Genomic DNA, 26,926 nt, shown 5'->3' on the forward strand with positions numbered 1-26,926 from the left:
GTGGTGGTCTCACCGCGTTGGTGCGAGAACCCCACCCCGGCGGGCCGATTGTCGTCGGGGTGGATGGCTCCCCGCACAGCCACGGTGCCCTTCAATTCGGACCCTCCGCCGCTCGTCCCACCGCAGCGTCAAAGCCCTCGAAGACGCCGCGCCCATCCCTGCAACGCATCTCGCTCGGCCTGGACCCGAAACCCTTCGTGTGGACCAAGACCGCAAACGATCAAGCAGGGAACCGAGCCAACACCCGCTCCGCGGCCCCGCAACCACCACAAGCATGTAGGCCACGAACACCTTTCTGACCAGGCCCTTCGCCACTCAGCCAAGGTGTTCTACGTCACCACGACTCAGAATCATTTCCCGGTGGCCTTCGCCGCGACGAGCTGGCCCAGTGATACGCACGATCTCGTTCCAGCGGCGCGAACGGGCCGCTCACACCTTCGACGAAGAAGCTGGCCGCCGGATGGCGCGGGTCATGCCAAACACATGTCGTCGGCCCGCCGACGATCAACAGCCGCACATCGTCTGCAAGGGCGCCCGGAGCAGTCGACACCTCCACGACGTCGGCAGGCAGCACCTCCGGCACCCCCGTCACCACCTCCTCCGCTACTGCCTTGGTATTGCCGAACATCGACCCGTAAACGATCAGCGCTAAGCGCGTGACGCCCGCTTTCGCACTCACGACCCTACGAATCAGGGTGGCCCCGGCCCGGTGACTGTGAACTCGCCGCGGATGCCCGCGCCCCGCATGCCGGGCTTGCACGCGGTCGTGTACTTGCCGCCCTGCGGCACCTCGGCGACGGGCTGGCGGTTCAGGCCGGGACCGATGTTCTCGACCTCTCTAAGCACCCTGTCCCACTCTCCGTAGAGGTAGAACTCGGTGACCTGGCCGCCGGTGTTGGTGATGTCGAAGCGGATCGTGCGGGCGGCGCGGGGTCGCCGACAACGTGCAGCTGTTGTCCCCGGCCTGCACGGTGATCACACGGGAACCAGGGTGCGGGCATTGACGGTCACTTGGCCTCTTCGGTGCGGGTTCTGGCGGGCACGGTGGCGCCGCGGTGCGGACGAAGGAACAGCGGCAGCACGACCGCGGCGTAGCCGGTCCAGACGACGGCCTCCAGGACGGTGGTCTGCGGGGAGAAGTTGAAGATCCCCTTCAGCAGCGCGCCGTACCAAGACGTCGGCGGCACGTAGGAGCTGACGTCGAAGGCGAGGGTCTGCAGGCCGGGCAGCAGCGAGGCCTCCTGCAGGTCGTGCACGCCGTAGGCGAAGACCCCGGCGGCGACGAAGATCAACAGCACCCCGGTGACGGTGAAGAACTTCGACAGGTTGATCCGGATCGCCCCGGCGTAGAGCAGGCCGCCGAGCAGGATCGAGATCGTGATGCCGATCAGGAACCCGACCAGTGGCAAAACGGTGCCGCCACCGGCGGACTGCACGCTGGAAAAGAAGAACACCGCGGTCTCCAGCCCTTCCCGCGCGACCGCCAGGAACGCCACGGTGGCCACGGCGACCGGGCCCAGCTGCAGTGCCTCGTCGAGCTGTCCGCGCAGTTGGGCCGCCAGGGTGCGGCCGGCGCGGCGCATCCAGAAGATCATGCCGGTGACGAAGGCGACCGCGATGATCGAGGCGATCCCGCCGAAGGCCTCCTGGGCCTCGAAGCTCAACGTCGCCGCGGTGTAGGTGAGCACCGCGCCCACGGCCACCGACAGCGCCACTGCCACGCCGACCCCGGCCCAGACCAACGGCAGCGCGCGGCGGCGTTCGGTTCGGACTAGGAATGCGACCAGAATGCTCACCACGAGAACGGCCTCCAGGCCTTCGCGCAGTCCGATCAACGCATTACTGAATAGCATTCGCATCTTCCTCTGCTGGCGGCAGGCGAGCGATCCAGAACATAGGCAAGCCTGACCTTACTCACGATTTGCCCTGGTTGCCATGTCGATGACCTGAGGGGCCCGCCCAGGCTGAGCCGGACTCGACGGGTCCTGCTCGGCTCAACCGCCAGCGAACTGGTGCGCACCGCGCACGTCCCGGTCGTCGTCGTACGCGGTGACCGGGAGCTCGCCGCGACCCGGCCTCCGGTTGCATTCGACCGGGTCGTCGTTGGGGTCGATGGCTCCGCGTGCAGCGTGCGGGCGGTCGGCTTCGCCTACGACTTCGCTTCCCGCCACCGCGCCGAACTGACCGCGCTGCTGGCGTTCGCCCAGCAGCCACCGGACGCGCTGCCGCCGAACCGCGGATGGACGTTCGACTCCGACGCCATCGACGCCTGCCGCCGGGTGCTGGCCGAATCCGTGGCCGGATACCGCGACCACTACCCGGATGTCGTCGTGCACCAGAACGTGATCAGCACTGAAGGCCCGACCGAAGCCCTGCTCACCGCTGCGGTCGACGCCGATCTCCTGGTGGTCGGCACCCGCGGACGCGGCATCGTCCGTTCGACCTTGCTCGGTTCGGTCAGCCATGCCGTTGCTCACTACGCGGCCTGCCCGGTGGCCATCGTCCGCTGAGCCGAACTGGATTCACCGGGTTGTTGACGACTCCGCATTCCGCCGGGCTCTTCCGCATCGGGCTAATCGGTCGTGGCTCGGTGCCGCAGCGCGGTATAGGTCAGTAAGGCGCAGAGCAACGCGGTGGCCGCCAGTAGCACTAGGCCGAACGTGTAATCACCGACGGCTCCGTAGATCGAGCCCATGACCAAGGGCGGGAAGAACCCGCCCAGTCCTCCGGCTGCCCCCACGACACCGGTGACCGCTCCCACCTTGCCTGCTGGCGCGAGTGTGCCGACGAGGGCGAATACAGCTCCGGCGCCGGCACCCAGGACTGCGGCCAGGCAGAGGAACGTGATCGTGCCGATGGGGATCAACGGAAGCTCGAAAGAGACGATGCTCGCGAGGAGCCCGGCCAGCACGCAGCAGCCACCGAGCACCTGGATGCCGGAGAGGTGATCGGACAGCCAGCCTCCGATGGGCCGGGCGACGACGGCGATCACGACGAACCCTGCGGTGCGGAAGGCCGCGTCCGCCGGGTCGAGGGCGAAGGCGTTCTTGAGGTAGGAGGGCAGGTAGACGCTGAAGGCCACGAACCCCCCGAAGGTCAGTGCGTAGAGGATGGCCAGTTGCCAGGTCACCGGCATCCGCAGGGTGTCGGTCGTACGCCGGACCATGGATTCGGGCGGGACCGAGCGGTCGGCGGGGTCGCGCAACAGCGTCCAGCACAGCACGGCCATCACAGCCAGGGCGAGGGCGACGGTGTTGAACGGCGCGGTTGGGCCGAATGCCTTGATCAAAGGGATGGTCGTGAACGAGGCGATGGCGGTACCGCCAGTGCCGAGGCCGAACAGCCCCAGCGCCGCGCCGCGCCGCCGGCGGGGGAACCACGCGTTGACCGCCGGGACGCCGATGGCGAAAGTCGTGCCACCCAGTCCGAGCAAGATCGCAGCGATCATGAGCACCGGCATCGAGCTGCCGAAGTAGCCGATGGTCAGCACCGGGATGATCGTCAGCAGGCTCAACAGGGTGAACATCGGGCGCGCGCCGTAGCGGTCGGTGAGCGAGCCGACCGGGACTCGTCCGAGTGATCCAATCATCACCGGCAGTGCGACCAGCAGTGCTTGGGTGAATGGAGTAAGCCGCATGCTCTGCCCCAGGAACGGTGCCAGTGGGGCGAGCAGTGCCCACGCCCAGAAGTTGACCAGGAAGGCGAGGGTGGCCACGACCAACACGGTCCGGGCCGTGTCGGAGACCTGCGCACTTCCGGCCTCTCCCCTGACACCGGAAGCCGAATCTGCCGAGTCTTGGTCGTCGCTGTCCTCGTTCACGTGCCCCTCCGACTGAGCCCAGTCAGCCCGCAAGCTCATGCGCTGCGCAAATCGGGCCAAGCGCGCATTGTGGTCCACGAGCCCGTGGACAGCGAGTCGACCTGCGACCGTGCACGAGCTCGACGGAGGGAGGGCGGTCGAGACGGGTGAAGAGCGCGCTGCGGGCTGGTCGCTGTCGGAATTTCTTCTCAGCACCAGGAAACTTCTGCAGCCCGGCAAGGTCTCCGATGACCTGCGCACGATCACGCATCGCGGAGGGCGTGAGGGTGACGCGTTCTACCGGGACCGGTGGAGTCACGACAAGGTCGTGCGCTCGACACACAGGTAGCCCGGGAGGTAAGGGCCTTCGTCATGGCAAGCTGGCTGCGGTTCTCGTCGAGGAATCGGTGTTACCGGAGGAGGATTCGAATGGGCTGACGCCGCAGAGGTCTGCGTAGGACCCGCTGTCGCGCGGGCGGGCTCCGGCAAGACGGTACGAGCTCAGGAGGGCCCTCCGATCTTGCGCCATCTGCGGCCGGTGGTGCCGGGTTCGGTAGGCGGGGCGGGGATTCGGCTGCGGTAGACGATGTAGGGGCGCCACAGGAACCACAGCGGGTAGCTCCACGCGTGTACGAGTCTGCTGAACGGCCACACGGCGAAGATCGCCCACGCGGCGGTGGCATGCACTTGGTAGATCAACGGGGCGGCGGAGATCGCCTCGATGTCGGGTTGGCCGATGAACAACCCGCGGAACCAGGGCGCGACGGTCATCCGGTAGTCGTATCCGGATCCGAACAGGTTCACCGCGAGAGTCGGGGCGATTCCGGTGAGGATGACGATCAACAACAGGACCAGGGCCACGTAGTCGACTGGGTCGCTGGTGGCGCGCACCCTTGGGATCAGGAGCCGTCGACCGGCGAGCACGATGACGCCGCCGATGACGAGCACCGCCGTGATGGCACCGGTGACGGCCGAGAACCAGCGGTAGACGTGTTCGGGGATGCCCAGTGCGCGGGTCAGGGATTCGGGGATGAGGATGCCGATAATGTGACCGATGATGGCGGCGAACGCGCTGTAGTGGAACAGCGGCGATCCCCACTTGAGCAGCCGATGTTCCTGCAGCTGGGTGGATCGGCTGGTCCAGCCGAACTGGTCGTAGCGCCACCGCCAGACGTGCCCGACGACGAAGATCCCCAGGGCGAGGTAGGGCAGCCCGACCCACCAGAACAGCTCTGCGGGGCTGACGTGGTTCACGAAAACTCCTTGTTCCCGGCCAGGTATTCCGGTGGGGCGAAGGGTTCCAGGCCGACTTCTTCTGCCGGAGGGCCCTTTTCCCACGCCCGCCTCACGAGAATCCAGTCCCTGCGGCGAGGTTTGGGCAGTTGTGCGCAGATCGCCTCGATGACGTCGGCGTACGGGGTTGCGGCCTCTGTCAACGCGCGGCGGAGCAGTTCCAGATCAGCGCGGTGGCGACGGAGCAGCTCCCGCCCTCGTTGGCACAGTGCCGCGAATTCGAGCACCAGCGGCAGGTAATCGGGAAGCTCGGTGTCGGAGGGCGTGAATCCCGCCACCCGGTAGGCGGCTTTGAACTCCAACAGGGCCATACCGCGCTTGCGGGTATCTCCTTGCCGGTAGTAGGTCAGGTACAGCGCGCAGCGGCGCTGCAGGTCGAAGGTCGCGACGTAGTGCTGGGCCACCTCGGTGGGCGACGTCGATCGCAGCCATCCGAGAAATCGGTCGAATGACTCCCGGCTGTGGCCGGTGCGGGCGAAGCGGACCGTGCGTTCGAGGTGGTCGAGTCCGTCGAACAGCGCGATCGTCGGGTATTGCAGCAGTACCGAAGCCAGCTTGTAAGGGCTGATGGGAGAAGTGTTGGCGGGAGTCATGACAGGTCACCTTCCCCGAACAGGTAAGGCGCGCTGCCGTGACCGTTCCAGCCGAGCAGGTTGAAGTGTCTCCGCCCATTACCATCACGGAAGGTCTGACCGCCCTTCGGCCCGCCTTTGGAATGAAACGTCTCCACGTCCGGTGGGCCGTGACCGCCCATGCCGGGGCCCCCTTCGGTGTCGAGGCTGCAGAACAGTTGCTCGTGCTGGGCCATGAGCCGGCCGGCATCCTCGGCATGTGCCTTGGGAATGACGTAACGCTCGTCGTACTTCGCGATGGCCAGCAGCCGGTACAGATCGTGGAGTTCGACCGGGCTGGCACCGACCGAGGCCAGCAGGTTCTTGGGTGGCTCCGAGCCGAGCTGGTGGGCGCGCATGTAGGTGCGGATCGCGGCGAGTTTGCGCAGCACGTGCCGGATAGTGTCGCCGTCGCCCGCGGTGAACAGGTTGGCGAGGTAGTCGATGGGGATGCGCAGGGCGTCGACGGTGGCGAAGACCTGATCAGGGCCGCAACCGGCGGGGTCGACGATGTCGGCGACCGGCGACAGTGGTGGGATGTACCAGACCATCGGCAGGGTGCGGTATTCCGGGTGCAGGGGAAGCGGCGACCCGATGTCGCACAGCCAGCGAATACACCGGTGACCGCTGCGCGGAGTCAAGCCAGTCCTCTGGAATGCCGTCGCGGCGTGCGGCTTGTTGCACCCGTGGGTCGTCGGGGTCGAGGAACACCGACAGCTGCGCCTCGTAGAGGTCCTGTGGATTGGGGGGGGTGGCCGCGTGCAGGACCGCGTCCGCGTCGTAGAGGACGAGGCCGAGGTAACGCAGTCGACCCACGCAGGTCTCCGAGCAGATGGTAGGTTCGCCCATTTCCAGGCGGGGGAAGCACAGCGTGCATTTCTCGGCTTTACCGGTGCGGTGGTTGAAGTACACCTTCTTGTACGGGCAGCCGGAGACGCAGAATCGCCAGCCGCGGCAGCAATCCTGATCGACGAGGACGATCCCGTCCTCGGAACGTTTGTAGAGGGCCCCCGACGGGCAGGAGGCAACGCATGAGGGGTTGAGGCAATGCTCGCAGATGCGCGGCAGGTAGAACATGAATACCTGTTCGAACTGCATCCTGATGCGCTCTTCCAGACCGGCCAGGTCGGGGTCGTCGGGCGCGGTTTCCGGGGCGCCAGCGAGGTCGTCGTCCCAGTTGCTGCCCCAGGTCACTTTCATGTCCCTCCCGGTCAGCGTGGAGATCGAGTGCGCGCTCGGGTTGGGTGTGCCCAGGGGGCGTTGGTCAGGGTCTGGTAGTCGTATGTCCAAGGAGTTCCGTAGTCGTCGATGCTGGGCAGGTCGGGGTTGTAGAACAGGGTCAGCAGTTTGCGCAGTCGACCGCCCGCTTTGAGCTTGAGGCGGCCCTTGCGGTCGAGTTCCCAGCCGCCCTTCCACTGCTCCTGGTCTTCGTAACGTCTCGGGTAGCCAGACCACGGGGCCGCCGCGGAACAACCGCAGCATGTGCAGGTTGTCCTGGTATTCGGAGTGGATCGACCACTTGGAATGCGGGGTCAGGTAGCGCACCGTGATCTCGGGGCGGCCGTCCTCTCCCAGCCCCTGGTCACCGAAATGCCGACGGTAGTTCAGCGGTGGTCGGTACGTCGGCAGCGCCTCGCCGTACTCGTGGATCCATTCGTGGTCGAGGAAGAAGTGCATGCGCCCGCTCAACGTGTGCCAGGGCTTGCGCCGTTCGACATTGACCACGAATGGGGAGTAACGTCGCCCGCCCTCCGGGTTTGGTCTCGACGTTGTTGAAGTAGATGTATTCGGCGCCGGGTCGGTTGGTCCAGGTCTGCTTGCAGGTCACCGTGCAGGTGTGGCACCCGATGCACTTGTCGAGGTTCATCACCATCGCGATCTGGGCCATCACGCGCATCAGAACCGCACCTCCTGTCCGCGACGCCGGATGGTGGTGATCTCGTCTCGCTGGCTGCCGGTGGGACCGTGGTAGTTGAACGCGAAGCTGAGCTGGCCGTAGCCGCCGATGAGGTGGGTGGGTTTGATGACCAGACGCCGCGTTGAAGAATCCGCAGGATCATGTCGTGCAACATGAGCCGTCGACAGGTTTGCCCATGCGATCAAGTCATCCAATCGAGCAGGGAGGGGCACACGATGACCACAGCCGCATCACAAGCGGGCCGCATTTGCCCGGCTGTGGGCATGTTCGCCGCGTGAGTTGCGTCCCTGCTGCCCGTCCGGCGGCAGAGACTGGCACTCGCCTCGCGGGTGGCGTTGGTCGAGGCCGTGCAGATCGGCGCGGAGGTCGCCGGGCTGGCCGCGTTGGCGGTCGCCGGGTTCCTCGCCTCGGTAATCGCCGGGCTTGTGGTCTTCGGCCTGGTGCTGCTCGTCGTCGGCAAGGTCCGGTGGGGTGAGACGCGGATGCCGTTCCTGCAGCAGCGCGGTCGTGTCGGTCACCCGGGAGGAAGCGCTGCAGATCGGCGCGGTCTACTCCTGTGTGCGGCTGCTGTCCGAGACTGGGTCGATGCTGCCGGTCGGCGTGTACCGCGCGCAGCCGGGCGGGCGGGTCTGAGTCGACGATCCTCCGCTCGTGACGTTGATCAGGTCGAACCGCGCCGCGCCGAATCCGGCCACTTAGCCCCAATCCACCGGTGGGGTTTAATGTTGATCTTTGGGTTGTGGGTAGGTCGTGTTGATCTTGATGGTTGTGGGTGGGCGCGCGGGATTCGCTGGTCTGCCCAGCTTTTCCGTGGTGTCCTGGGGTCGGGCCCTGTGCGGGCGGGTCGGGAGGGGGTGTTCAGCTTGTTGCTGGTGGGGCGTGGGTGGCGTGAAACAGGTGGTGCCAGTCGTGTTCCCCGGGCCAGTGGGTGGGCAGGTGCAGTGTGATCGAGCGGGCTCGCCGGGCCACCCGCGCCGGGATGTTGATCAGAGTGCGGCGCAGGGTCGCGGCGCGGGCCTTGGCGTGAAAGGCGCTGGTCAGGCTGCCGGCGGCGCGCAGCAGGTTGTGGGCCAGGGCGGCCAGGGTCAGCCATACGGCGTTGGCGGCGAAGACCCCGGAGGGGATGTGGGCCAGTGGCCCGTGTTCGAGGTCGTCGTTGACGTGCTCGATGATCGCGTGCTGCCGGTGGGTTTTCTCCGCTTCGACCAGCGGCAGGGTGCTGGTGGTGAAGCAGGCGTGGTAGCGCCATACGGGAAACAGGGCGTCGGGATGGTTTTTGTCCTTGACCCGGCGCACGATCAACCGGCCGGCCACTCGGTGGTTCTTGTCGTCGGCGAAGGCGGTGAAAGGGGTTTCGGCGATCTCGGCGTCGCTGACCCAGGACTGGCCGGCCTCGTCCCAGACAGCCTGGGGATAGCGGATCACCGTCCACGCGTCGTCGTCGATGGCGGCGATGGCGCGTTGCACGTTCGGATACTGGGCCACCGTGACCGACACCTCCACCCCTTGCCTCCGGCAGGCGGAAACGATTTCCCCGGCATAGAAGGCGGAATCACCGCGAAACAGCATCCGGTCGGGCCGGGCGCCGCACCGCCGGGCGAGGTTGATCGTCTCGGTGACCAGCGACGCCGCGCCGCGCGCCGAGCCCGCGTTGCCGCCACGCATCCGGGTGCCGGCGACCACCGGCGCCGACTGGCGTGTGGACAGCGTGGTCAGCAGCGGATGATAGCCCCGCAGCCGCACATTGTGGCCGCCGATCTTGGTGTGCCCGAACGCTGCACCCTGTTTCGCGTGCCCGAACACCCGGGCCAGGGTGGAATCCGCGTCGATGAACACCCTCTCGTCGGCACCGGCGAGCACCGGAGTCTGCCGAACCAGGCCCACCAACGCCTCCCGCGCGGCCGACTCCACTTGCCGTGCATCCCCCCAGGTGAACGCACGCAGAAACGTGCCCACAGTGGACGGTGCCCGGATCCCGCCGAACAACTTCGGCATCGCCCCATGCCGGATCACTCCGAGATCATCAATACTGTCGGCGCCGGTGAGCATCCCGGCCACGATCGAGGCGACCTTCACATCGGCGTTCGCGCCCACCGATCCTGGTACACGGACACGCTCGGAGACCACCTCGTGCAACCCCACGCGTTCGGCCAACCGCATCACCGGAACCAGGCCCGCCGAGGCCACCAGATTCGGATCATCGAACACCGCGCTCACCCGCGCGGCACTATGAGAAGATCGCACCTGCGAGATGCCCTTTCGCCTCGAGTTGATCGATCCCTTGACAAGATCAATCATCCCAGGTCAGAAGGGCATCTCGTCCTCTCGCCACCGAACCGTTACCCAAGATCATCGGTGGATTGGGGCTTAGCAACTGTGCGGAGGAGTGGTCGAGCGAAACCTGGCTCAGGAACTCACACAACCCCGTTATCGACTCGTGGCCATCCAAGAACGCACGCGGACTCGAACGCTGTTGGATACGCCTTCCTGTCCTCAGTGGATGCGGTGAATCGCGGGCTTGCATCGCGGGGCGTCGAGGTTGGCGTCCTGCTGCGCCGATTCGGGGTATGTTCGATGATGGTCGGCGATGGCCGACTTCGGATCGCTGTACGGGCACGCTTTCGCACGGGTGGCGGTGGGCATGCCCGCGGTCGCCGGGGTCGATCCCGAGCTCAACGCCGACCGCATCCTCGACCTGGCTCGCCGTGCGGCATCGGACCACGCTGTGCTGACCTTGTTCCCCGAGCTCGGTCTGTCCTCCTACAGCATCGATGACCTCTTCCACCAGGACGCGCTGCTGGACGCAGTGCTGTCCGGGCTGCACCAGGTGATGTCCGGAGCGGAGATGAGTCTGTTCGATCCCTACTCGGCGGACCGCCCAGCGGCGACAGCCGAAGATCATCGCTCGTTCACCGTCGGCGACTAACTCCGCCGCGTCCCCGTCCTGGTTCCGTCGGTTCGGTTCCCCGTTCTCGACGCCGACCATTCCATTCACTCGAATCGGAGAGCTTCCCAGGCCTCGTCGAGCGCTGTCCCAGCTCGACCCGAGGTGTCGATGCGAGCGGCTTCCGGCCATTGGTCGAAGTGGCGCGCCATCTGCGCCGCGATGTCCGCCGTCGCATCCGAGACATCGCCCGTCCTGTCTGCGATGCGGGCCTCGGTGATGTCCAGCGGGGCGACGCACCGCAGTTCTGTCGCGAGTGCGGCTGTCCCGTGCGCGACTGCCCGGGCGGACTCGCGTTCGTCCGCGCTGCTCCAACTGGCGTCCAGGACTACGCTTTCGCCGTGTTCGAGGAGGATCCGGGAGCGGGTCAGCATCTCCTGGTAGGTGTCGTGCACATGTGCAGCCTCGTATAGGCCGCGACCGTAGCCCGCGTGGATCGCCAAACCCGCCGCGCCTGGGAGTTCCCGCCTGATCTGGTCTGTGCGCAGCAGAACCGCCCCCATGCGGTCGGCCAGCGCTCCGGCGAGGGTCGACTTGCCGGTACCCGGCAGGCCGCCGACGAGCACCAGCCGTATCTGGCCGGCGCGCAGGTGCCGCAGTGCGATCCCGGTCAGGTGCCTAGCCGTGCGCGCCGCGCCCCCGACTCCCTGGGCGTGGCGGAGGCACGCGACTTTGGCGCGGACGAACGCTCGGTAGGCCACGTAGTGGTGCGTCAGGGAGGACGGTGCCGGGGTCCCGGAGAACTCCTGGTACCAGGCCAAGAACTGCTGCGCCAGATCGGCTCTGCCGAGGCGTTCGAGATCCATCGCCAGGAAGGCCGCATCGTCGAGACCATCAACGCAGCGCAGTGCATTGTCGAACTCCAAGCAGTCGAGCACCCTCGGCCCGTCGGCGAGGCAGAAGATGTCCTCGGCCAGGAGATCACCATGACCGTCCACAATGCACCGGCGGCTGATCCGATCCTCCAGAAGGCTGGCGCAGCCGTCGAGGTAGCGCAGCGCCAGCTCGACGATCTCGTCGAATCGGTCGCGCCCGATCACCTCACCGACGAACGGCTCCATCCCGGCGAAGTTGTCGGTCCACCGCTTGTGCAGCGCGGTCGGGCCACCGATCCGGTCGATCTCCGGCCCGCGCCGCGCCGTGCTGTGGAACGACGCGAGCATGCGGGCCAATTGCTCCAGATCAGCCCGCACCTCAGCGCCTCGCTCGACGAGCGTCGACAACCGTCGCGCAGCGGGCATGCGGCGCATGACCACGAGCCAATCGCAGGTCCGGCCGCGTCCGTCCTGGACCTGGGCGAGGTCCAGGTAGACATCGGGGGCGAGCCGGCGGTTGAGGACCAGCTCTCGTCGGCACGCCGCTTCTCTGGCCGCCACGGTGCGGAAGTCGAGGAAGCCTAGGTCGACAGGCTTCTTGAGCTTGTACGCACGGTCACCGATGAACACGACCACCGCGCAGTGGCTTTGGGCGATCCCGACGCCGTCCGGCGCGAGAAAGCGCGTCGGTGTCGCCTGGATCCCACGGTTTCGATCTTCCACAGAGGTCACATCTCTGAGCGGGCGATCAGGGCCGGGCACGGGGCCATACGCAGCAGGGCCCGGCTGGTCGAATCCAGCAGCATCCTGCTCATGCCGCCTCTCCTTCGACTGCTCACAACGATCAGTTGCGCCTGCCTGCCGTGGCCGACGAGGTAGCGGGCAGGCCTGTCCCGTTCCACCACGCGCCGCACCTCGACATCCGGGTATTCCTCCCGCCACCCGGCCAGGCGCTCGGCGGCGGCCTCGCTGACGCGGGACCCGTCGACGTCCAGGATGTTGGCCTTGCGCATGACTGTCTCCTTCCCTCGCCTCGACCGTAAGACCGCGCCAGAACCGCACAAGTCGGGTGATCCGGGTGGCGCATTGGAGTCCTTCGGCTCTGCCGCAACCGCCGCGCTTGACGCGAAGCTCGGACTCGCAGCGCCGTCGGAAACGGGAGCACGATCATGCGCGCGGAAGTGGGCGAATGGCTGGTCGCCGAAGCGGTCCACCTCGACGGTCATCGGCGCAAGGGCCAGATCGTCGAGGTGCACGGCCCCGACGGTGAACCGCCCTACCTGGTGCATTGGCTCGACGATGGGCGCGTGACGTTGTTCTTCCCCGGACCGGACGCGCACCTGGAGCGCAACCTCCCGCAGCACCTGAAGCCGCGCGCCAACGTTGCGCCCTCGTCACACCCCGACCACGGAATTGCTGCTGCGTCGAACGGCTGTCGGTGAATTTGCGAGGTGGCTATGACCTGGATTCGCTGGTTCTCCGAGCTCGGTCTCGCCGACGTGCCCGTGGTGGGTGGGAAGGGGGCCAACCTCGGTGAGCTCGCCCAGGCTGGTCTTCCGGTTCCACCTGGATTCGTGCTGGACGCCGAGGCCTACCGGGCCTGCATGTCGGAGGCAGGCGTCCGGTCGGAACTCGACCGCCTGTTCGATGAAGCCGTCCGGGTCGCAGACGAGCAGGCCCTACTCGCCGAGACCTGCGCTCGGCTCCAGAGGCTGGTGCATCAGGCTGGATTGTCGCCCGCCGCACGTGCGGAGCTGCTCAAGGCCCACGACGAACTCGACGGCGGCTGCCTGGTCGCGGTGCGCTCGTCGGCCACCGCCGAGGACGCACCGGACATCTCGTTCGCCGGGGTGAACGAGAGCTTCACCAATGTCTCCGGCGCCGACGACCTGACCGCGCGGGTGGTGGACTGCTGGGCGTCGCTGTTCAGCCCGCGGGCGATCGTCTACCGGACGGCACAGGGCGTGCGCGAGGCACCGGCCATGGCCGTGATCGTGCAGCGGATGGTGGACGCGGACCGCTCCGGCGTGGCGTTCACCGCCAACCCCGCCACCGGCGCACGCGACGAAATGCTGATGGAGGCCAATTTCGGTCTCGGTGAATCCGTCGTCAGCGGAGCAGTGGAGCCCGACACGTACACGATCCGGAAAGCCGACGCCAGGCTCAAGCACGTCGACATCGGCCGCAAGACCCAAAAGATCGTGCGCGACGCCGACGGCCGGCAGGCCCGCGTGGAAGTGGGGCCGGACGAAGCCGATCAACGGGTGCTCAGCGACATCGAGATAGCCGACCTGGCACACCTGTTGGTTCGGGTGGAACATCACTACGGCAGTCCGCAGGACGTGGAATGGGCGATCGCCGACAACACCTGGTGGCTGGTGCAATCCCGTCCGGTCACGACCCTCCAGCGGCGCGCCAAGCCGGGTGCGATCCTCGTCTCCGGACTCGGTGCCTCCTTCGGTACCGCCTCGGGCTCGGTCCGGGTCATTCAGTCTCCCGCCGAGGGCGGAGCTTTGCAGGCTGGCGAGGTGCTGGTCGCCCCCATGACGGCACCGGACTGGCTGCCGGCGATCCGCAAGGCTGCCGCGCTGGTCACCGACAGCGGCGGCATGACCTGTCACGCCGCGATCGTCGCCCGCGAGCTCGGACTGCCGTGCGTGGTGGGCACTCGCACCGCTACCACGACTCTGCATGACGGCTTGCAGGTCACCGTCGACGGGGAGAACGGCACCGTGCTCGAAGGGGCTGTCAGCGCGGTCCGGCATCCAGCTCGGGTGACCGAACCTCCCGCAGCCCCGGTGCAGCCCCTGGCGACCCGGATCTACGTCAACCTCGCCATGCCCGACCAGGCCGAGCACGCTGCTGCGCTGCCGGTCGATGGTGTGGGCCTGCTACGCGCGGAGTTCCTACTCACCGATGCGCTCGGCGGCGAACACCCCGGGCACATCCTGGCCCGCGGTGGTCAGGAAGCGGCGATCGGCGCGATGGTGGCAGCGCTCTCCACCATCACCCGCGCCTTCGCCCCACGGCCGGTCATCTACCGGGCCGCTGACTTCCGCAGCAACGAATTCCGCAACCTAGCCGGCGGGGAGGATTTCGAACCGGTCGAGGACAACCCGATGATCGGCTACCGCGGCTGCTACCGGTACGTCCGCGACCCGTCGCTGTTCCGCATGGAACTCGAAGCCCTCACCCGAGTGCGGGAGCAGACCCCCAACCTGCACCTGATGATCCCGTTCGTGCGCACCCGATGGGAACTCCAGCAATGCCTGGCCGAGGTCGACCGCAGCCCGCTCGGCAACTCGCCCGGTCTGCACCGGTGGGTCATGGCCGAAGTCCCATCAGTGCAGTACTGGTTGTCCGCTTACATCCGGCTGGGCATAGACGGCGTGTCCATCGGCAGCAACGACCTCACCCAGCTTGTCCTCGGCGTCGACCGCGACTCCGAGGTGTGCGCGCCGCTGTTCGACGAGTCCGATCCTGCGGTGCTGGACGCGATCGGGCGCATCATCGGCGCCGCCCGCCGGAATGGAATCACTTCGTCGCTGTGCGGCCAGGCCCCGTCCAACGACCCGGAGTTCGCCGAGCACCTGGTGCGGCTCGGCATCACGTCGATCTCGGTCAACCCTGACGCGGTGACCGCGGTGCGGCAGGTCGTGGACGCTGCCGAACGCAAGATCCTCCTGGAAGCGGCCAGATCTCAGGTCTAAGCGTTCACTCCCGGGGGAACAACGGCTCGACGACCTCCGACAGCGGGCGGCGCGGCGTGAGCGGTCCGGGGAACTCACTCGTGACCGGCCACCCCAACCGGATCACCATCTGCGGAAAGCCACTTCCACCCAGGACCTGGTCCCGGACCTGGTTGCGGGCTGTGCCGACCTCGCCGACCTGGCTCAACGGGCACGTCGCCAGGCGTTGCTTCGTCGCGCTGAGCAGCACCGCGCTCAGCGCCTCCCCCGCGGCCAGCCAACTCTCATAGCTGTCGCCGCGGGTGGCCAGCACCGCCAGTACCGCGCCGTCATCCAGGATCGGCACCGGCAGCTCCCCCTCGGCGACCAGCGCGAAGTCGCGCTCGGGCATGCCGCGCAGGTGTTCCGCCGGAAGGCTGCGGGCCGGCACTCCCTCAGCGGACGCATGCCGCCCCGCCCAAGCGGCGAGCTCCTGCCGGTACTCGGGTCGGTCCCGCTGCTCCGCGCCGGCATGCTGGATCGCCAGCTCCACTTCGCGGCGCTCCCGGTCCTCCAAGGCGAAGCTGAGCGTGCAGTCCTCCAGCCGCGCGAACTCGCGCAAAGGCGCGAGGACCTCCTGCGCCACCGGGTCTGCCAGGAAGGGCCGCCGGTCGGTGCGCCGGTTCGCCGCCGCTGCCGCCAACGTCTCGACGTGCGGGTCGACCTCGGTCAACTCCGTGAACTCGATCGACGCCAGATGGTCCGGTTGTGCCGGGTTGGGCAGGCGGTGCACCCGGGCTCGCCACCCTTCAGCTGCGAACGCGATGCGGGCGTGGTTGAGGACCGCCCCGCAGCTGATCACCATCTCCCTCCCGGTCGGGTCGATGATCTCCAGCAGCCGGGAACGGTCGAGGTAGAGGTGTACCGAATGCACGGCCAGCTTCCACCGCCACGGCTGGCTGTTGTGCACCGACGGCGCCCGGCACGCCAGGCCCAGCGCCGACCGCATCGTCTCCTGCGACGGGACCGTTCTGCTTGCCATCACGACACTCCCCCCGCACCACGGGTTTCACGCTCAACTCCGCCCGGGTACCCACGACGTGTCCAGCCCGAACGGGGCCGGTCGGCCCTATTCCACGCCGATCGCACGACGGACCGTGGACATCGTTCATCTTTCGCTAACGGAGGACACCATGACCAGCTTGCTGCCTCGGCCGAGCCTGGGCCTGCCTGACATCTTCCGGATGTTCGAAACCGAGTGGCCCTTCGGTGAACGGCATGCGATGCGTGTGGAGACCTACACCGAGAAGGACGGGTTCGTGGTCCGCTGCGAACTGCCCGGCGTGGACCCCGACAAGGACATCCACATCAACGTCGAGGGCAACCAGCTCAAGATCAATGCCGAACGTAAGCACGAAGAACGCACTGACCGGCACAGCGAGTTCTTCTACGGTTCGTTCAGCCGCACCTTGCTGCTGCCGACCAGCTGCAACACCGACGACATCAACGCCGAATACGAAGCGGGCATCCTCACCATCCACATGCCACGCCGAGAAGCCGAGACCCGCAAGGAAATCCCGGTGATGCGCAAGGGCAAGTGAACAACTGGAAGGCGTGGCGGACATCGGCCGCGCTTTCCCCTTCCCATGCACGCCACGTCATCTCGCGGTAGGACGGACAACAACCACTGGGCAGTGCGCGTGGCTCACGCAATGCTGACTCACCGATCCGAGCAGCGCACCGACGAATCCGCCGTGTCCACGGTTTCCCACCACCAGCAGATCCGCGCCCTGAGCTTCGTCCAGCAACGCTCGCGCGGCATGCCCGCTAACCACCTCTCGATGAACGGGCACCGACGTCGCCAGCAAGGCCGAGGTTTCGTCGACCGCCTTCCGCAACTCCCACTCCGCACGAGCAACCGAATCCTCGTCCGAGAGCGCCGGGGGCATTGGCGTGATCTCGGTGAAGGTCGACGACGCCCATGCGATCACCGCCGTGACCGCGCCGCCGCACTGCTCGGCGTAGCGCAGCGCCCACCGCAGCGCAGCTCTCGATCCAGGTGAGCCGTCCACGCCGACAACAATCCGCGGCGCGTTCTCGTTCATGATTCCCCACCGTCCCAACTCGACAATCGAAGCCGATGTACTCGCAACGACATGAGATCGCACGTCGGCAGTGACTGAACTACGACGGAACAAATCATCCAGAGCGTGGTCATTCAGCGGCGGGGCGGGCGGACGACGACTACCGGGCACTGCGCGTGGAGCACGCAGTGTTGGCCGACGGATCCGAGGAGGGCACCGGCGAATCCACCGTGCCCGTGGCTGCCCACCACGAGCAAGTCCGCCTCCTGTGCCTCGTCCAGCAGGGCCTGCGCCGCGTGATCTCGCACCACCGTCTGCTCCACGGGAACCCTCGCTCCCAGTGAGGCGGCGGTTTCCTCGACCGCTTTCCGCAGCTCGCGCCTGGCCTCGGCGGCTACGCCGTCCTCTGGCATCGGCAACACCATGTCGATGAGGGCCGGACACCCACACGCAGTCAACGCGAAACACGTCCGTTGCTCTGCTCGGCGTAGCGCAGCGCCCAGCGCAGTGCAGCTTGGGAGCCGGGCGAACCGTCCACACCCACCACGATCCGCGGCTTGTCCTCGGTCATAGCTCCCCCGTTTCCTGACCACAGGTCAGCACCTGGAGGTCGATGACGCCGGGTGTACTCGCCCCTACGCGAGATCGCACATCGGCGCAGCCGAGCCTCTGCTGACGAAGTCCTCTGGGGACGGGCGCCGATGGAGGCAACGCTGATGGGCGAGACGCACACCGATGTCGAGACACACCATGTCCGCCGTCTGATGCGGACCCTTTTCCGGCGACCTCCCTCCGAACGACGCGTGCGACTTCCGCACGGGCCACGCACGTGCTTCGAAGCCGTTGTCGAACGCGGAAAGGGCGGCACACCACTGGTCGCACGGTGCGTTTGCCGAACCGGCCTGCGATGCGGTCGTTGGTCCCAGTCAGCGAAAGCATGCCCTCAAGCAGCCTGTTCGCACTTCAGTTCGCCTTCGGAACGACCGCTGCCCGTGAGAGCCGTTGGCCTCTAGCGGCTGTGATGTCCGCCGGGCTTGCCTGGTCAGGTGAGACCGGGAGGGATCTGATGCGGTGGGAGCCGATCAGCAAGCCGGCCGAGCTGCGTGCCGTGTCGAACATGCGTGACTACGTGCAGGTTCGACGTGCGTTCGACTGGGCTGCGGCGCGCTCGCAGCTGTCCGGCTTGCCCGGCGGCCGGGGTTTGAACATTGCTTACGAGGCGGTGGACCGGCACGCCGTCGGCGATCGGGCGCATGTCGCGGCATTGAGTTGCGTGGACAAGCAGGACCGCGTGACGGAAATCAGCTACGCGGAGTTGCGGGACCGGACCAACCGTTTCGCGAATGTCCTGCGCGGTCTCGGGGTGGGCAAGGGCGAGCGGGTGTACACCTTGCTCGGGCGAGTTCCCGAGCTGTACGTGGCAGCCCTCGGGACCTTGAAGGCGGGCTGCGTGCTTGCACCGCTTTTCTCCGCGTTCGGTCCGCAACCCGTTTTCGACCGGCTACAGATCGGTGAAGGGGCTGTGCTGCTGACGACGCCTCGGCTTTACCGAAGCAAGATCCGGCAGCTGCGCGCGGCGCTTCCACAGCTGCGGCACGTGCTGCTGGTGGGCGATGGCGCAGCCGAACCCGGGACCACCGACTTCGCGAACGCGCTCGCCCAGGCCGGTACCGAGTTCGAGATCCCGCCGACATCTCCGGAGGACTGGGCGTTGCTGCATTTCACCAGCGGCACCACAGGCCGGCCCAAGGGAGCTGTGCATGTGCACGACGCGGTCGTCGCACATCACGCCACCGCGGCGTATGCGCTGGACCTGCGTCCGGATGACGTGTTCTGGTGCACGGCCGATCCGGGTTGGGTCACCGGGACCTCCTACGGGGTCATCGCTCCCCTGACGCACGGCGCCACCGTGGTCAGCGACGAAGGTGAGTTCGACGCACGGCGCTGGTACCGCGTGCTCGCCGAGCAGCGGGTGACCGTCTGGTACACCGCGCCGACCGCTTTGCGCATGTTGATGCGGCACGGACCGGAGTTGGCCTCGCGATACGACCTGTCCGCCTTGCGCTACGTGGCCAGTGTCGGGGAGCCGCTCAATCCCGAGGTCGTGGTGTGGGGGCAGGAGGTGCTGGGGCTGCCGATCCACGACAACTGGTGGCAAACGGAGACCGGCGCGATCATGATCAGCAACTATCGCGTCGACGAGATCCGGCCTGGTTCGATGGGGCGACCCGTGCCCGGCGTCGAGGTCGGTTTGCTGGAGCGCGGCGAGGACGGCCGGGCCCGCGTCGCGCACGGGAAGGTGCACGAACTGACCGGTGCCGACGTCGAGGGCGAACTCGCGTTGCGGCCAGGGTGGCCCTCGATGTTCCGCGGTTACCTGCACGACGAGGCCAGGTATGCGGCGAGTTTCGCCGACGGCTGGTACCTGACCGGGGACATCGCCGCGCGGGACGCCGACGGCTACTACTGGTTCGTCAGCCGGGCCGACGACGTGATCAAGTCCGCTGGACACCTCGTCGGGCCATTCGAGGTGGAGAGCGCTCTGATGGAGCATCCGGCCGTAGCCGAGGCTGGAGTGATCGGCAAGCCGGACCCGGTGGCCGGCGAGCTGGTGAAGGCGTTCGTGTCGCTGCGCCCCGGGCACTCCCCGAGCGACGAGCTGCGGACCGAGCTGCTGGCCTTCGGCCGGCGTCGGCTCGGTGCGGTCGCGCCGAAGGAACTCGACTTCGACGCCGAGCTCCCGCACACCCGCAGCGGGAAGGTCATGCGTCGCTTGCTCAAGGCCCGGGAGCTCGGGCTTCCGGAAGGTGATCTGTCCTCCCTGGAGGGGGTGCGATGAGTCGACGAGGATCACCAGCGACCAGCCCGCGAGCCAAGCAACGCGCTGAGCTGTTGCTGCAGATGGTGCGGATCCGGCGTTTCGAGGAGCGCTGCGTCGAGCTCTACAGCGCTGCACAGATCCGCGGGTTCATGCACCTCTACATCGGCGAGGAAGCCGTCGCGGCCGGGTTGTTGCAGGCGCTGAGCCGCGACGACGCCGTGGTGTCCACCTACCGCGAACACGGTCACGCCCTGGCCCGCGGGGTGCCGATGGTCTCGGTGATGGCGGAGATGTTCGGCCGAGCCACCGGATGCAGCCGGGGACGCGGCGGATCGATGCACCTCTTCGACGTCACTCGCCGGTTCTACGGCGGAAACGCGATCGTAGGCGGCGGTCTGCCGATCGCAGTGGGACTGGCGCTGGCCGACGCGATGTCGGGCCGTCCGCAGGTGACCGCGTGCCTGTTCGGCGACGGCGCCGTCGCCGAAGGCGAGTTCCACGAATGCCTGAACCTGGCCGCGCTGTGGCACCTGCCGGTGCTGTTCTGCTGCGAGAACAACCTCTACGCCATGGGGACCGCGCTGGCCAGGGCGCAGGCCGAAACGGACCTGGCTCTGCGGGCGAGCTCCTACGGGATGCCGTCGTGGGCGGTCGATGGCATGGATGTGGAGGCCGTTTCGGCGGCGGGCAATCGCGCGGTGGAGACCATGCGCGCCAGTCCGGGCCCGTGCTTCCTGGAACTGCGGACCTACCGGTTCCGGGCGCATTCGATGTACGACGCCGAACGCTACCGGGACAAAGCCGAGGTGGAGCACTGGAGGCAATTCGACCCGATCGACAAGCTCACCGCCCGCATGCGCGACAACGGCGAAATCACCGACGATGCCCTGAAGGATCTTGAGTCCGAAGTGGACGGGGAGCTCGACCAGGCGGTGGCCGAGGCCCAGGCCGGCCCGTTGGAGCCGGTCGAGGACCTGACCCGATTCGTCTACACCGAGCAGCCATGACCACCACGCACACCACTTACCGCGACGCCATCCGTGAGGCGCTGCGCGAAGCGCTCCGCGACGACGAGCGGGTGTTCCTGATGGGCGAGGACGTCGGTCGCTACGGCGGGTGCTTCGCCGTCAGCCTCGGTCTGCTGGAGGAGTTCGGCCCGGAACGCATCCGGGACACCCCGCTGTCGGAATCGGCCTTCGTCGGCGCTGGCATCGGCGCGGCACTGGCCGGGATGCGTCCGATCGTGGAGATCATGACCGTCAACTTCAGCCTGCTGGCGCTGGACCAGATCCTCAACAACGCCGCCACCTTGCTGCACATGTCCGGGGGACAGCTGGGCGTTCCCCTGGTCATCCGCATGACCACCGGCGCCGGCCGCCAGCTCGCCGCGCAGCACTCCCACAGCCTGGAGGGCTGGTATGCCCACATCCCCGGGCTGCGCATCATCGCCCCGGCCACCCTGCCGGACGCCCGCGGCATGCTGCGCCCCGCGCTGGAGTGCCCGGACCCGGTGCTGATGTTCGAGCACGGCTCGCTGTACAACGCCGCAGGCGACCTCGCCGAACCGGCCGAGCCGGTGGACATCGACACCGCGGCCATCCGCCGCAGCGGCGGGGACGTTTCACTGATCACCTACGGCGGCACACTGCCCACCACGCTGACCGCCGTCGAACGACTCGCCGCCGACAGCATCCAGGCCGACGTCATCGACCTGCGCACGCTGCGCCCTCTGGACGAGCCAACCATCCTCGACTCGGTCCGCCGCACCCACCACGCCGTCGTGGTCGACGAAGGATGGCGCAGCGGCAGTCTTTCCGCCGAAGTCACCGCCCGCATCACCGAGCACGCTTTCTACGACCTCGACGCCCCGGTGGAGCGGGTGTGCACCGCCGAGGTCCCCATGCCCTATGCCAAGCACCTCGAAGACGCCGCGCTACCGCAAGCCGATGACGTGGTGGCCGCGGCGCGGCGGGCGGTGGGTTGAGATGGCCGAGTTCCGGATGCCGTCCCTGGGTGCGGACATGGAGCGGGGCACCCTGGTCGAATGGCTTGTCCAGCCAGGCGACACCGTCCACAAAGGAGATCTCGTCGCGGCCGTCGACACCGAGAAAGCCACCATCGAAGTGGAATGCTTCGACACCGGCATCATCGACCGCCTGCTGGTCGAGCCCGGCCAGACGGTGCCCGTCGGAACCCCGCTCGCGGTGATTTCCGCCGGAGCCCAGGGAGCTCCGTCCGGTCCCGCACCAGCCGAGCCCGCGGCGGAGAAGTCCCCGCCTCCGCCCAAGCACAAGCCCGCTGTCGCCACGCCCCCGGTGCGCAAGCTCGCCGCTCAGCACGGCATCGACCTTGCGACGGTCCACGGTACCGGCCACGGCGGTGCCATCACGCACGCCGATGTGGAAGGGGTCATCCAGCAACTCGCGGAACCGCGCGTCAAGGCACCGCCTGCGGCACGACAGCGGATCTCGCCGTACGCCCGACGGCTGGCCGCCGAACTCGGCACCGACGCGAGCCGGTTGACCGGAACCGGCGCAGACGGTGCCGTTCGAGCACGCGATGTCCGCGCCGCCGCGCAAAAGCCGACCCTCCCTTCGCCAGCACCAGGCGTGAGCCGAGGACCCGCAGCCATGCGGCAAGCGATCGCGGCCCTAATGACGAAGTCGAAGCGCGAGATCCCGCACTACTACCTCACCAGCACCATCGAACTCAGCACCGCGCTGGAGTGGCTGCGCGAGCGCAACCGCCGCGCCCTGGTAGCGGACCGGATCGTGCCCGCCGCGACGCTGCTCAAGGCCACCGCCCTCGCCGCACGCGACGTCCCCGATCTCAACGGCCACTGGATCAACGACCACTTCGAACCCGCGGACGCAGTGCACCTGGGCGTCGCAGTGACGCTGCACGGCGGCGGCCTGCTCACCCCCAGCATCGTCAACGCCGAACAGCTTCCCCTCATCGAAATCATGCACCGCCTGCGCGAGCTGGTCTCCCGCGCCCGCACCGCCCGCCTACGCTCCTCGGACACCACACCGGCCACCATCACGGTAACCAACCTCGGCGATCTCGGCGTCGAATCCGTACAAGGCGTGATCTACCCGCCCCAGGTGGCACTCATCGGATTCGGCTCAGTCGTCCACCGACCATGGGCCGTCGGCGACCTGATCGGGATCCGCCCGATCGTCACCGCAACGCTGTCCGGCGACCACCGCGCAACCGACGGCGCCACCGGCGGCCGTTTCCTCACCACCATCGATACGTTCCTGCAGCATCCGGAGGAACTGTGATGACCCAGCCGACCACACCACAGCACGCCCGCTGCCTCGTGCGTGATGCGCTGCTGAAGGCCATGCCCGGAGCAGACCTCGACGAGCTGGACGACCACGAAGACTTCCGCGAGGCGCTCGAACTGGACTCCCTGGACTTCCTCGCCTTCGTCGAAACCCTCGGCAATGCCAGCGGAATCCGCATCGACGAAGACGACTACGACAGACTCACCACAATGGACTCGGCAGTCGACTTCCTCACCGCTTGGTCATGACGCCGGAGCCAGCTCCGACTATTGGGGATGTGCCGCTGATGTCCGAACCACGCTCAGTACCCAGGTGGCCGAACGCTGCACGCCGCGTTCGGCTGTGGTTCGAGCCAACCCTTCTCGCTGTCACGGCGGGCGCGTTGCTGCTCGGCGTCATCGCCTGGGCGGTCGGCGCCACCAGCACGGCCGACGCGGCATGGGTGGCCGGAACCGCGGTAGCCATCGTGCCCGCGCTGACGTGGATGGCGCACGCGCTGTGGCGCGGACGTACCGGGGTAGATCTCATCGCCGTGCTCTCGCTCGGTGGCACCCTCGTGGTGCACGAGTACCTCGCCGGATCGCTGATCGCGGTCATGCTGGCGTCCGGGCAGGCCCTGGACGCCGCAGCGCAGCGCCGCGCCTCCCACGACCTGCGAGCCTTGCTGGAACACGCGCCGCGGTTCGCCCATCGATACGCGGATGGCGCGCTCGAAACCGTCGTCGTGGACCAAGTGAGCGTCGGCGACCTGCTGCTGGTGAACCCCGGCGAGGTCGTGCCGGTGGACGGCCAGGTCGGAAGCACTGCCGCAGTCCTCGACGAATCGGTGCTGACCGGCGAGCCCGCCCACGTCGAACGCACTGCCGGAGAGCCCGTTCGCAGCGGGGTCGTCAACGCCGGCTCCGCCTTCGACCTGCGGGCCAGCGCGACCGCCGAGGAAAGCACTTACACCGGAATCGTGCGGTTGGCGCAGGACGCCGGTGCCGAGCGGGCACCCGTTGTCCGCCTCGCCGACCGGTATGCGACGTGGTTCCTACCCCTGGCCCTGCTCCTGGCCGGTGGCGCTTGGCTGATCACCGGCTCCCCTGTTGGCGCTGTTGCCGTGCTGGTGGTCGCCACTCCGTGCCCGCTGCTGCTGGCAGTCCCAGTGGCCATCGTGTCGGGCATGTCCCGAGCCTCCCGGATCGGCGTGATCATCCGCGACGGCGCAGCTCTGGAGAACCTCGGCCACGCCACCACCGTGATCGTGGACAAAACCGGCACCCTGACCGCAGGACGCCCGACCGTCGTCGACGTCATCGCAGCACCGACCGTCGACGCGTCGGAAGTGCTCCGAATGGCCGCCTCACTCGACCAGGCATCCCCGCACGTACTCGCCGACGCCATCGTCGCGCACGCCCGAAAGCAGCACCTCGCTCTGCTCCCACCGCGCGACGCGACGGAACAACCCGGGCGAGGAATGAGCGGCATCGTCGACGGCAAGCGCGTCGAAGTCGGCAGACTCGCACTACCGGAGAACAGACCCCGTTGGGCCGACGCCGTGCTCAACCGAGCCATGCTCGACGCCACCGCCATCGCCTGGGTCAGCTGCGAAAGCGAACTGCACGGCGCCTTACTGCTTCGCGATCCCCTTCGCAGGGACGCCCCCAGAACCCTCAGACGGCTGCGGAACGCGGGATTGCAGCGCCTGGTCATGCTCACCGGCGACCGCTGCGAACCCGCCCGAGACGTCGCCAGCGTGCTGGGGCTGGACTGGGTGCACGCGGAGCAAACCCCCGCGGAGAAGGTGGCCCGCGTCCGCGCCGAAAGCGAAACGGCAACCACCGTCATGGTCGGCGACGGGGTCAACGACGCCCCCGCCCTGGCGGCCTCAACGGTGGGAATCGCCATGGGCGCCCGGGGTTCGACCGCCTCGTCGGAGGCCGCCGACATCGTGCTCACCACCGACCGACTCGATCGCCTCGCCGACGCCGTGAGCATCGCCCGCCGAGCGCGCGGCATCGCGGTGCAAAGCGCCGCCGTCGGCATGGGTCTGTCCATCATCGCCATGGGCGTCGCCGCCGTCGGCTGGCTACCACCGGCGGCAGGCGCGCTGCTTCAGGAAGGCATCGACCTCGCGGTTATCGCCAACGCGCTACGTGCTCTGGGCGGCAGTCACCGAGGTGAGCTCACCGTGCCGCACTCCACGGAGGACCTGCTGCACCAATTCGACACTGAACAGGAAAAACTCCGCGAAACCCTGCCCTTGATCCGCGACACCGCAGACCTCCTCTCCGAAGCCCCCGGCTCCACGAAGGCGCTCGCCGCGCTGCGCCGGACTCGGGATTTCCTCGACCAGCGCTTGATCCCGCACGAACAGGCCGAGGAGACCCAGCTCTACCCGGCCCTCGCCGCTCCCCTGGGCAGTTCCGAAGCCACCGCCACGATGAGCCGCATGCACGCCGAGATCGACAGGCTCAGCAGGCGGATCGGGACTCACCTGGCATTGGCCGAGTCTCAAGGCCGCATCGGAGACGACCAGATCGAGGACCTCCTCGCCACCCTGTACGGCCTGCACGCCGTGCTCCGCCTGCACTTCACCCAGGAAGAGGAGAACTACTTCGCACTCGCCGACACCGACCACGACTTCTGACCCGCCCGGTGGTGGACGGCAGCCCTGCTCTGGTCACGTCCAGCGACCTGAGCGGACTGCATCCCCGGCGCCGCGCGCGCATCCTGGCGACAAGGCGGAGGTGGCGGGCATGCGTACGTTGCAGGCGGAAGCGGTGGTCGCGGGATTCGACGGGTCCGCCGAATCGCAGCGGGCGGTGTGGTGGGCCGCTCTTGAGGCCACGACACGCAGCCAGTCCTTGCTCCTGGTGCACGCATTCGCCGTTCCACTGGAGGAACTGACCCGGATCCACCTGCCCAGTGAGGCAGTCACGCTCGAACCGATGCGTGGTGCCGCGGAGCGGACGGTGGAGGACATGGCCGCAGAGTGCCGCCAGAAGCTGCCCGGACTGGACGTATGGACCGAGGTGCGCCTAGGCCATCCCGCCACTGTTCTGACCGACGCCGCCGCCCGCGCGAGTGCGCTCGTGGTCGGCCCGCCAACGCTCAGCCGCACCCGACGAGTGCTGCTGGGCTCCACTGCCGCCGAAGTCGTGCGCACCGCGCACGTCCCGGTCATCGTGATACGCGGCGAGCGGAAGCGTCCGCAGTCGCTGACACCGGAGTTCGACCAAGTCGTCGTGGGTGTGGACGGCTCCGAGTGCAGTGTGCGTGCGATCGGGTTCGCATACGACTTCGCCACCCGGCACAACGCCGAGCTGACGGCGATCCTCGCCTACACCGAGCAGCTGCCGGACACGTTGCCGCCGAACCGGGGATGGCAGTTCGACTTCGACACGATCGAGGCCTGCCGCCGGGAGCTGTCCGAATCCCTCGCAGGTTGGAGCGAACACTACCCGGATCTCGTCGTGCACCACGAAGTCACGGCGGTCGAACACCCCGCAGAGGCGTTGCTCGCTGCCGCCGCCGACGCCGACCTGCTCGTCGTCGGAACGCACGGACGCAGCGTCGTCCGGACGGCGCTGTTCGGCTCGGTCAGCCACGCAGTACTGCACTACGCCCCATGTCCCGTCGCCGTCGTTCACTGATCACGTACCGCTGGGCTATAGCTACGAGCATCAGGCGGGTTGTTA

Annotated in this window: 30 protein-coding genes and 1 pseudogene; 13 read left to right on the plus strand and 18 right to left on the minus strand. The window is 67.7% G+C overall.

The window, feature by feature from the left end:
- Positions 1–334: 334 nt before the first annotated feature.
- The 3 genes from FDZ84_RS34085 to efeU form a co-directional block, all read right to left on the minus strand.
- A complete protein-coding gene (locus FDZ84_RS34085; protein WP_168589192.1) occupies positions 335–679 on the minus strand; it encodes a flavodoxin family protein in 345 nt (114 codons plus the stop codon).
- A gap of 11 nt (positions 680–690) precedes the next feature.
- Complete coding sequence (locus FDZ84_RS41315; protein WP_371812727.1) at positions 691–846, minus strand: hypothetical protein; 156 nt, start codon at positions 844–846, stop codon at positions 691–693.
- Positions 847–1,007: 161 nt separating this feature from the next.
- Positions 1,008–1,853: an iron uptake transporter permease EfeU gene (gene efeU, locus FDZ84_RS34095; protein WP_168589193.1), complete on the minus strand. Its 846-nt coding sequence runs from the start codon at positions 1,851–1,853 to the stop codon at positions 1,008–1,010.
- A 159-nt stretch (positions 1,854–2,012) separates the two neighbouring features.
- Here efeU and FDZ84_RS34100 point away from each other — a divergent pair, with 159 nt between their 5' ends.
- A complete protein-coding gene (locus FDZ84_RS34100) occupies positions 2,013–2,510 on the plus strand; it encodes a universal stress protein (protein WP_246868627.1) in 498 nt (165 codons plus the stop codon).
- 62 nt (positions 2,511–2,572) lie between these two features.
- On the opposite strand, the gene FDZ84_RS34105 is transcribed toward FDZ84_RS34100, so the two are convergent.
- The 8 genes and pseudogenes from FDZ84_RS34105 to FDZ84_RS34135 all read right to left on the minus strand — a co-directional run bounded on the left by FDZ84_RS34105 (position 2,573) and on the right by FDZ84_RS34135 (position 8,139).
- Positions 2,573–3,820, minus strand: a complete 1,248-nt coding sequence (locus FDZ84_RS34105) for a nitrate/nitrite transporter (RefSeq protein ID WP_246868628.1) — start codon at positions 3,818–3,820, stop codon at positions 2,573–2,575.
- A gap of 480 nt (positions 3,821–4,300) precedes the next feature.
- Positions 4,301–5,053, minus strand: coding sequence for a respiratory nitrate reductase subunit gamma (narI, locus tag FDZ84_RS34110; RefSeq protein ID WP_168589195.1), 753 nt, complete (start codon positions 5,051–5,053; stop codon positions 4,301–4,303).
- Complete coding sequence (gene narJ / locus FDZ84_RS34115) at positions 5,050–5,685, minus strand: nitrate reductase molybdenum cofactor assembly chaperone (RefSeq protein WP_168589196.1); 636 nt, start codon at positions 5,683–5,685, stop codon at positions 5,050–5,052. Before narJ ends, narI begins: the two co-directional genes overlap by 4 nt.
- Positions 5,682–6,254 (minus strand): hypothetical protein, encoded by a 573-nt coding sequence (locus FDZ84_RS41320; RefSeq protein ID WP_371812728.1) that lies wholly within the window; start codon positions 6,252–6,254, stop codon positions 5,682–5,684. Before FDZ84_RS41320 ends, narJ begins: the two co-directional genes overlap by 4 nt.
- Positions 6,187–6,903: a 4Fe-4S dicluster domain-containing protein gene (locus FDZ84_RS41325; protein ID WP_371812938.1), complete on the minus strand. Its 717-nt coding sequence runs from the start codon at positions 6,901–6,903 to the stop codon at positions 6,187–6,189. The genes FDZ84_RS41320 and FDZ84_RS41325 overlap by 68 nt, the downstream gene beginning before the upstream one ends.
- 243 nt (positions 6,904–7,146) lie before the next feature.
- Positions 7,147–7,521 (minus strand): annotated as a pseudogene (locus tag FDZ84_RS34125) (hypothetical protein); the annotation flags it as partial.
- A gap of 78 nt (positions 7,522–7,599) precedes the next feature.
- Entirely contained in the window at positions 7,600–7,806 is a 207-nt protein-coding gene (locus FDZ84_RS34130; RefSeq protein ID WP_168584143.1) for a hypothetical protein, read from the minus strand.
- Positions 7,807–7,851: 45 nt separating this feature from the next.
- Positions 7,852–8,139 (minus strand): hypothetical protein, encoded by a 288-nt coding sequence (locus tag FDZ84_RS34135; RefSeq protein ID WP_168589197.1) that lies wholly within the window; start codon positions 8,137–8,139, stop codon positions 7,852–7,854.
- Between FDZ84_RS34135 and FDZ84_RS40285 the strand changes: the two genes are divergently transcribed.
- Complete coding sequence (locus FDZ84_RS40285) at positions 8,129–8,254, plus strand: hypothetical protein (RefSeq protein ID WP_256413617.1); 126 nt, start codon at positions 8,129–8,131, stop codon at positions 8,252–8,254. The two genes, FDZ84_RS34135 and FDZ84_RS40285, sit on opposite strands and share 11 nt — an antisense overlap.
- 225 nt (positions 8,255–8,479) lie before the next feature.
- Here FDZ84_RS40285 and FDZ84_RS34140 read toward each other — a convergent pair whose 3' ends face one another.
- Positions 8,480–9,865, minus strand: coding sequence for an IS1380 family transposase (locus FDZ84_RS34140; protein ID WP_168589198.1), 1,386 nt, complete (start codon positions 9,863–9,865; stop codon positions 8,480–8,482).
- 343 nt (positions 9,866–10,208) lie between these two features.
- On the opposite strand from FDZ84_RS34140, the gene FDZ84_RS34145 reads away from it, so the two are divergent.
- Complete coding sequence (locus FDZ84_RS34145; RefSeq protein ID WP_168589199.1) at positions 10,209–10,547, plus strand: hypothetical protein; 339 nt, start codon at positions 10,209–10,211, stop codon at positions 10,545–10,547.
- A gap of 65 nt (positions 10,548–10,612) precedes the next feature.
- On the opposite strand, the gene FDZ84_RS34150 is transcribed toward FDZ84_RS34145, so the two are convergent.
- Both FDZ84_RS34150 and FDZ84_RS39720 read right to left on the minus strand, forming a co-directional pair.
- Positions 10,613–12,103, minus strand: coding sequence for a bifunctional aminoglycoside phosphotransferase/ATP-binding protein (locus tag FDZ84_RS34150; RefSeq protein WP_168589200.1), 1,491 nt, complete (start codon positions 12,101–12,103; stop codon positions 10,613–10,615).
- 5 nt (positions 12,104–12,108) lie between these two features.
- Positions 12,109–12,393: a universal stress protein gene (locus FDZ84_RS39720; protein ID WP_246868629.1), complete on the minus strand. Its 285-nt coding sequence runs from the start codon at positions 12,391–12,393 to the stop codon at positions 12,109–12,111.
- A 156-nt stretch (positions 12,394–12,549) separates the two neighbouring features.
- On the opposite strand from FDZ84_RS39720, the gene FDZ84_RS34160 reads away from it, so the two are divergent.
- A complete protein-coding gene (locus tag FDZ84_RS34160) occupies positions 12,550–12,822 on the plus strand; it encodes a DUF1918 domain-containing protein (RefSeq protein WP_168589202.1) in 273 nt (90 codons plus the stop codon).
- Positions 12,823–12,837: 15 nt separating this feature from the next.
- Positions 12,838–15,090, plus strand: a complete 2,253-nt coding sequence (ppsA, locus tag FDZ84_RS34165; RefSeq protein ID WP_168589203.1) for a phosphoenolpyruvate synthase — start codon at positions 12,838–12,840, stop codon at positions 15,088–15,090.
- Positions 15,091–15,094: 4 nt separating this feature from the next.
- Here the strand turns inward: ppsA and FDZ84_RS34170 are convergent, their stop codons facing one another.
- A complete protein-coding gene (locus FDZ84_RS34170; RefSeq protein WP_210435298.1) occupies positions 15,095–16,090 on the minus strand; it encodes a nitroreductase family protein in 996 nt (331 codons plus the stop codon).
- Positions 16,091–16,241: 151 nt separating this feature from the next.
- Between FDZ84_RS34170 and FDZ84_RS34175 the strand changes: the two genes are divergently transcribed.
- Complete coding sequence (locus FDZ84_RS34175; RefSeq protein WP_168589204.1) at positions 16,242–16,649, plus strand: Hsp20/alpha crystallin family protein; 408 nt, start codon at positions 16,242–16,244, stop codon at positions 16,647–16,649.
- A gap of 57 nt (positions 16,650–16,706) precedes the next feature.
- Here the strand turns inward: FDZ84_RS34175 and FDZ84_RS34180 are convergent, their stop codons facing one another.
- The 3 genes from FDZ84_RS34180 to FDZ84_RS41335 form a co-directional block, all read right to left on the minus strand.
- Complete coding sequence (locus FDZ84_RS34180; protein ID WP_168589205.1) at positions 16,707–17,153, minus strand: universal stress protein; 447 nt, start codon at positions 17,151–17,153, stop codon at positions 16,707–16,709.
- A gap of 113 nt (positions 17,154–17,266) precedes the next feature.
- A complete protein-coding gene (locus tag FDZ84_RS41330; RefSeq protein ID WP_371812729.1) occupies positions 17,267–17,545 on the minus strand; it encodes a universal stress protein in 279 nt (92 codons plus the stop codon).
- 41 nt (positions 17,546–17,586) lie between these two features.
- Complete coding sequence (locus FDZ84_RS41335; RefSeq protein ID WP_168589206.1) at positions 17,587–17,703, minus strand: universal stress protein; 117 nt, start codon at positions 17,701–17,703, stop codon at positions 17,587–17,589.
- A 495-nt stretch (positions 17,704–18,198) separates the two neighbouring features.
- Between FDZ84_RS41335 and acsA the strand changes: the two genes are divergently transcribed.
- The 7 genes from acsA (at position 18,199) to FDZ84_RS34225 (ending at position 26,881) form a co-directional block, all read left to right on the plus strand.
- Positions 18,199–19,971, plus strand: a complete 1,773-nt coding sequence (acsA, locus tag FDZ84_RS34195; RefSeq protein WP_168589207.1) for an acetate--CoA ligase — start codon at positions 18,199–18,201, stop codon at positions 19,969–19,971.
- On the plus strand, positions 19,968–20,960 hold the full coding sequence (gene pdhA / locus FDZ84_RS34200; protein ID WP_210435299.1) for a pyruvate dehydrogenase (acetyl-transferring) E1 component subunit alpha: 993 nt from the start codon (positions 19,968–19,970) through the stop codon (positions 20,958–20,960). Before acsA ends, pdhA begins: the two co-directional genes overlap by 4 nt.
- Positions 20,957–21,937 carry an alpha-ketoacid dehydrogenase subunit beta gene (locus tag FDZ84_RS34205; RefSeq protein WP_168589208.1) on the plus strand — a complete coding sequence of 327 codons (981 nt, stop codon included), beginning with the start codon at positions 20,957–20,959 and terminating at the stop codon, positions 21,935–21,937. The genes pdhA and FDZ84_RS34205 overlap by 4 nt, the downstream gene beginning before the upstream one ends.
- The gene (locus tag FDZ84_RS34210) at positions 21,861–23,237 is read left to right on the plus strand and encodes a 2-oxo acid dehydrogenase subunit E2 (RefSeq protein WP_246868630.1); all 1,377 of its coding nucleotides are present in this window, start codon (positions 21,861–21,863) and stop codon (positions 23,235–23,237) included. Before FDZ84_RS34205 ends, FDZ84_RS34210 begins: the two co-directional genes overlap by 77 nt.
- Positions 23,237–23,491 (plus strand): acyl carrier protein, encoded by a 255-nt coding sequence (locus FDZ84_RS34215; RefSeq protein ID WP_168589209.1) that lies wholly within the window; start codon positions 23,237–23,239, stop codon positions 23,489–23,491. The genes FDZ84_RS34210 and FDZ84_RS34215 overlap by 1 nt, the downstream gene beginning before the upstream one ends.
- A gap of 38 nt (positions 23,492–23,529) precedes the next feature.
- A complete protein-coding gene (locus tag FDZ84_RS34220) occupies positions 23,530–25,875 on the plus strand; it encodes a heavy metal translocating P-type ATPase (protein WP_168589210.1) in 2,346 nt (781 codons plus the stop codon).
- 109 nt (positions 25,876–25,984) lie between these two features.
- On the plus strand, positions 25,985–26,881 hold the full coding sequence (locus FDZ84_RS34225) for a universal stress protein (RefSeq protein WP_168589211.1): 897 nt from the start codon (positions 25,985–25,987) through the stop codon (positions 26,879–26,881).
- The last annotated feature ends 45 nt before the right edge of the window (positions 26,882–26,926 follow it).

This window comes from Saccharopolyspora sp. ASAGF58, from assembly GCF_012277335.1.
GTDB lineage: Bacteria > Actinomycetota > Actinomycetes > Mycobacteriales > Pseudonocardiaceae > Saccharopolyspora > Saccharopolyspora hattusasensis.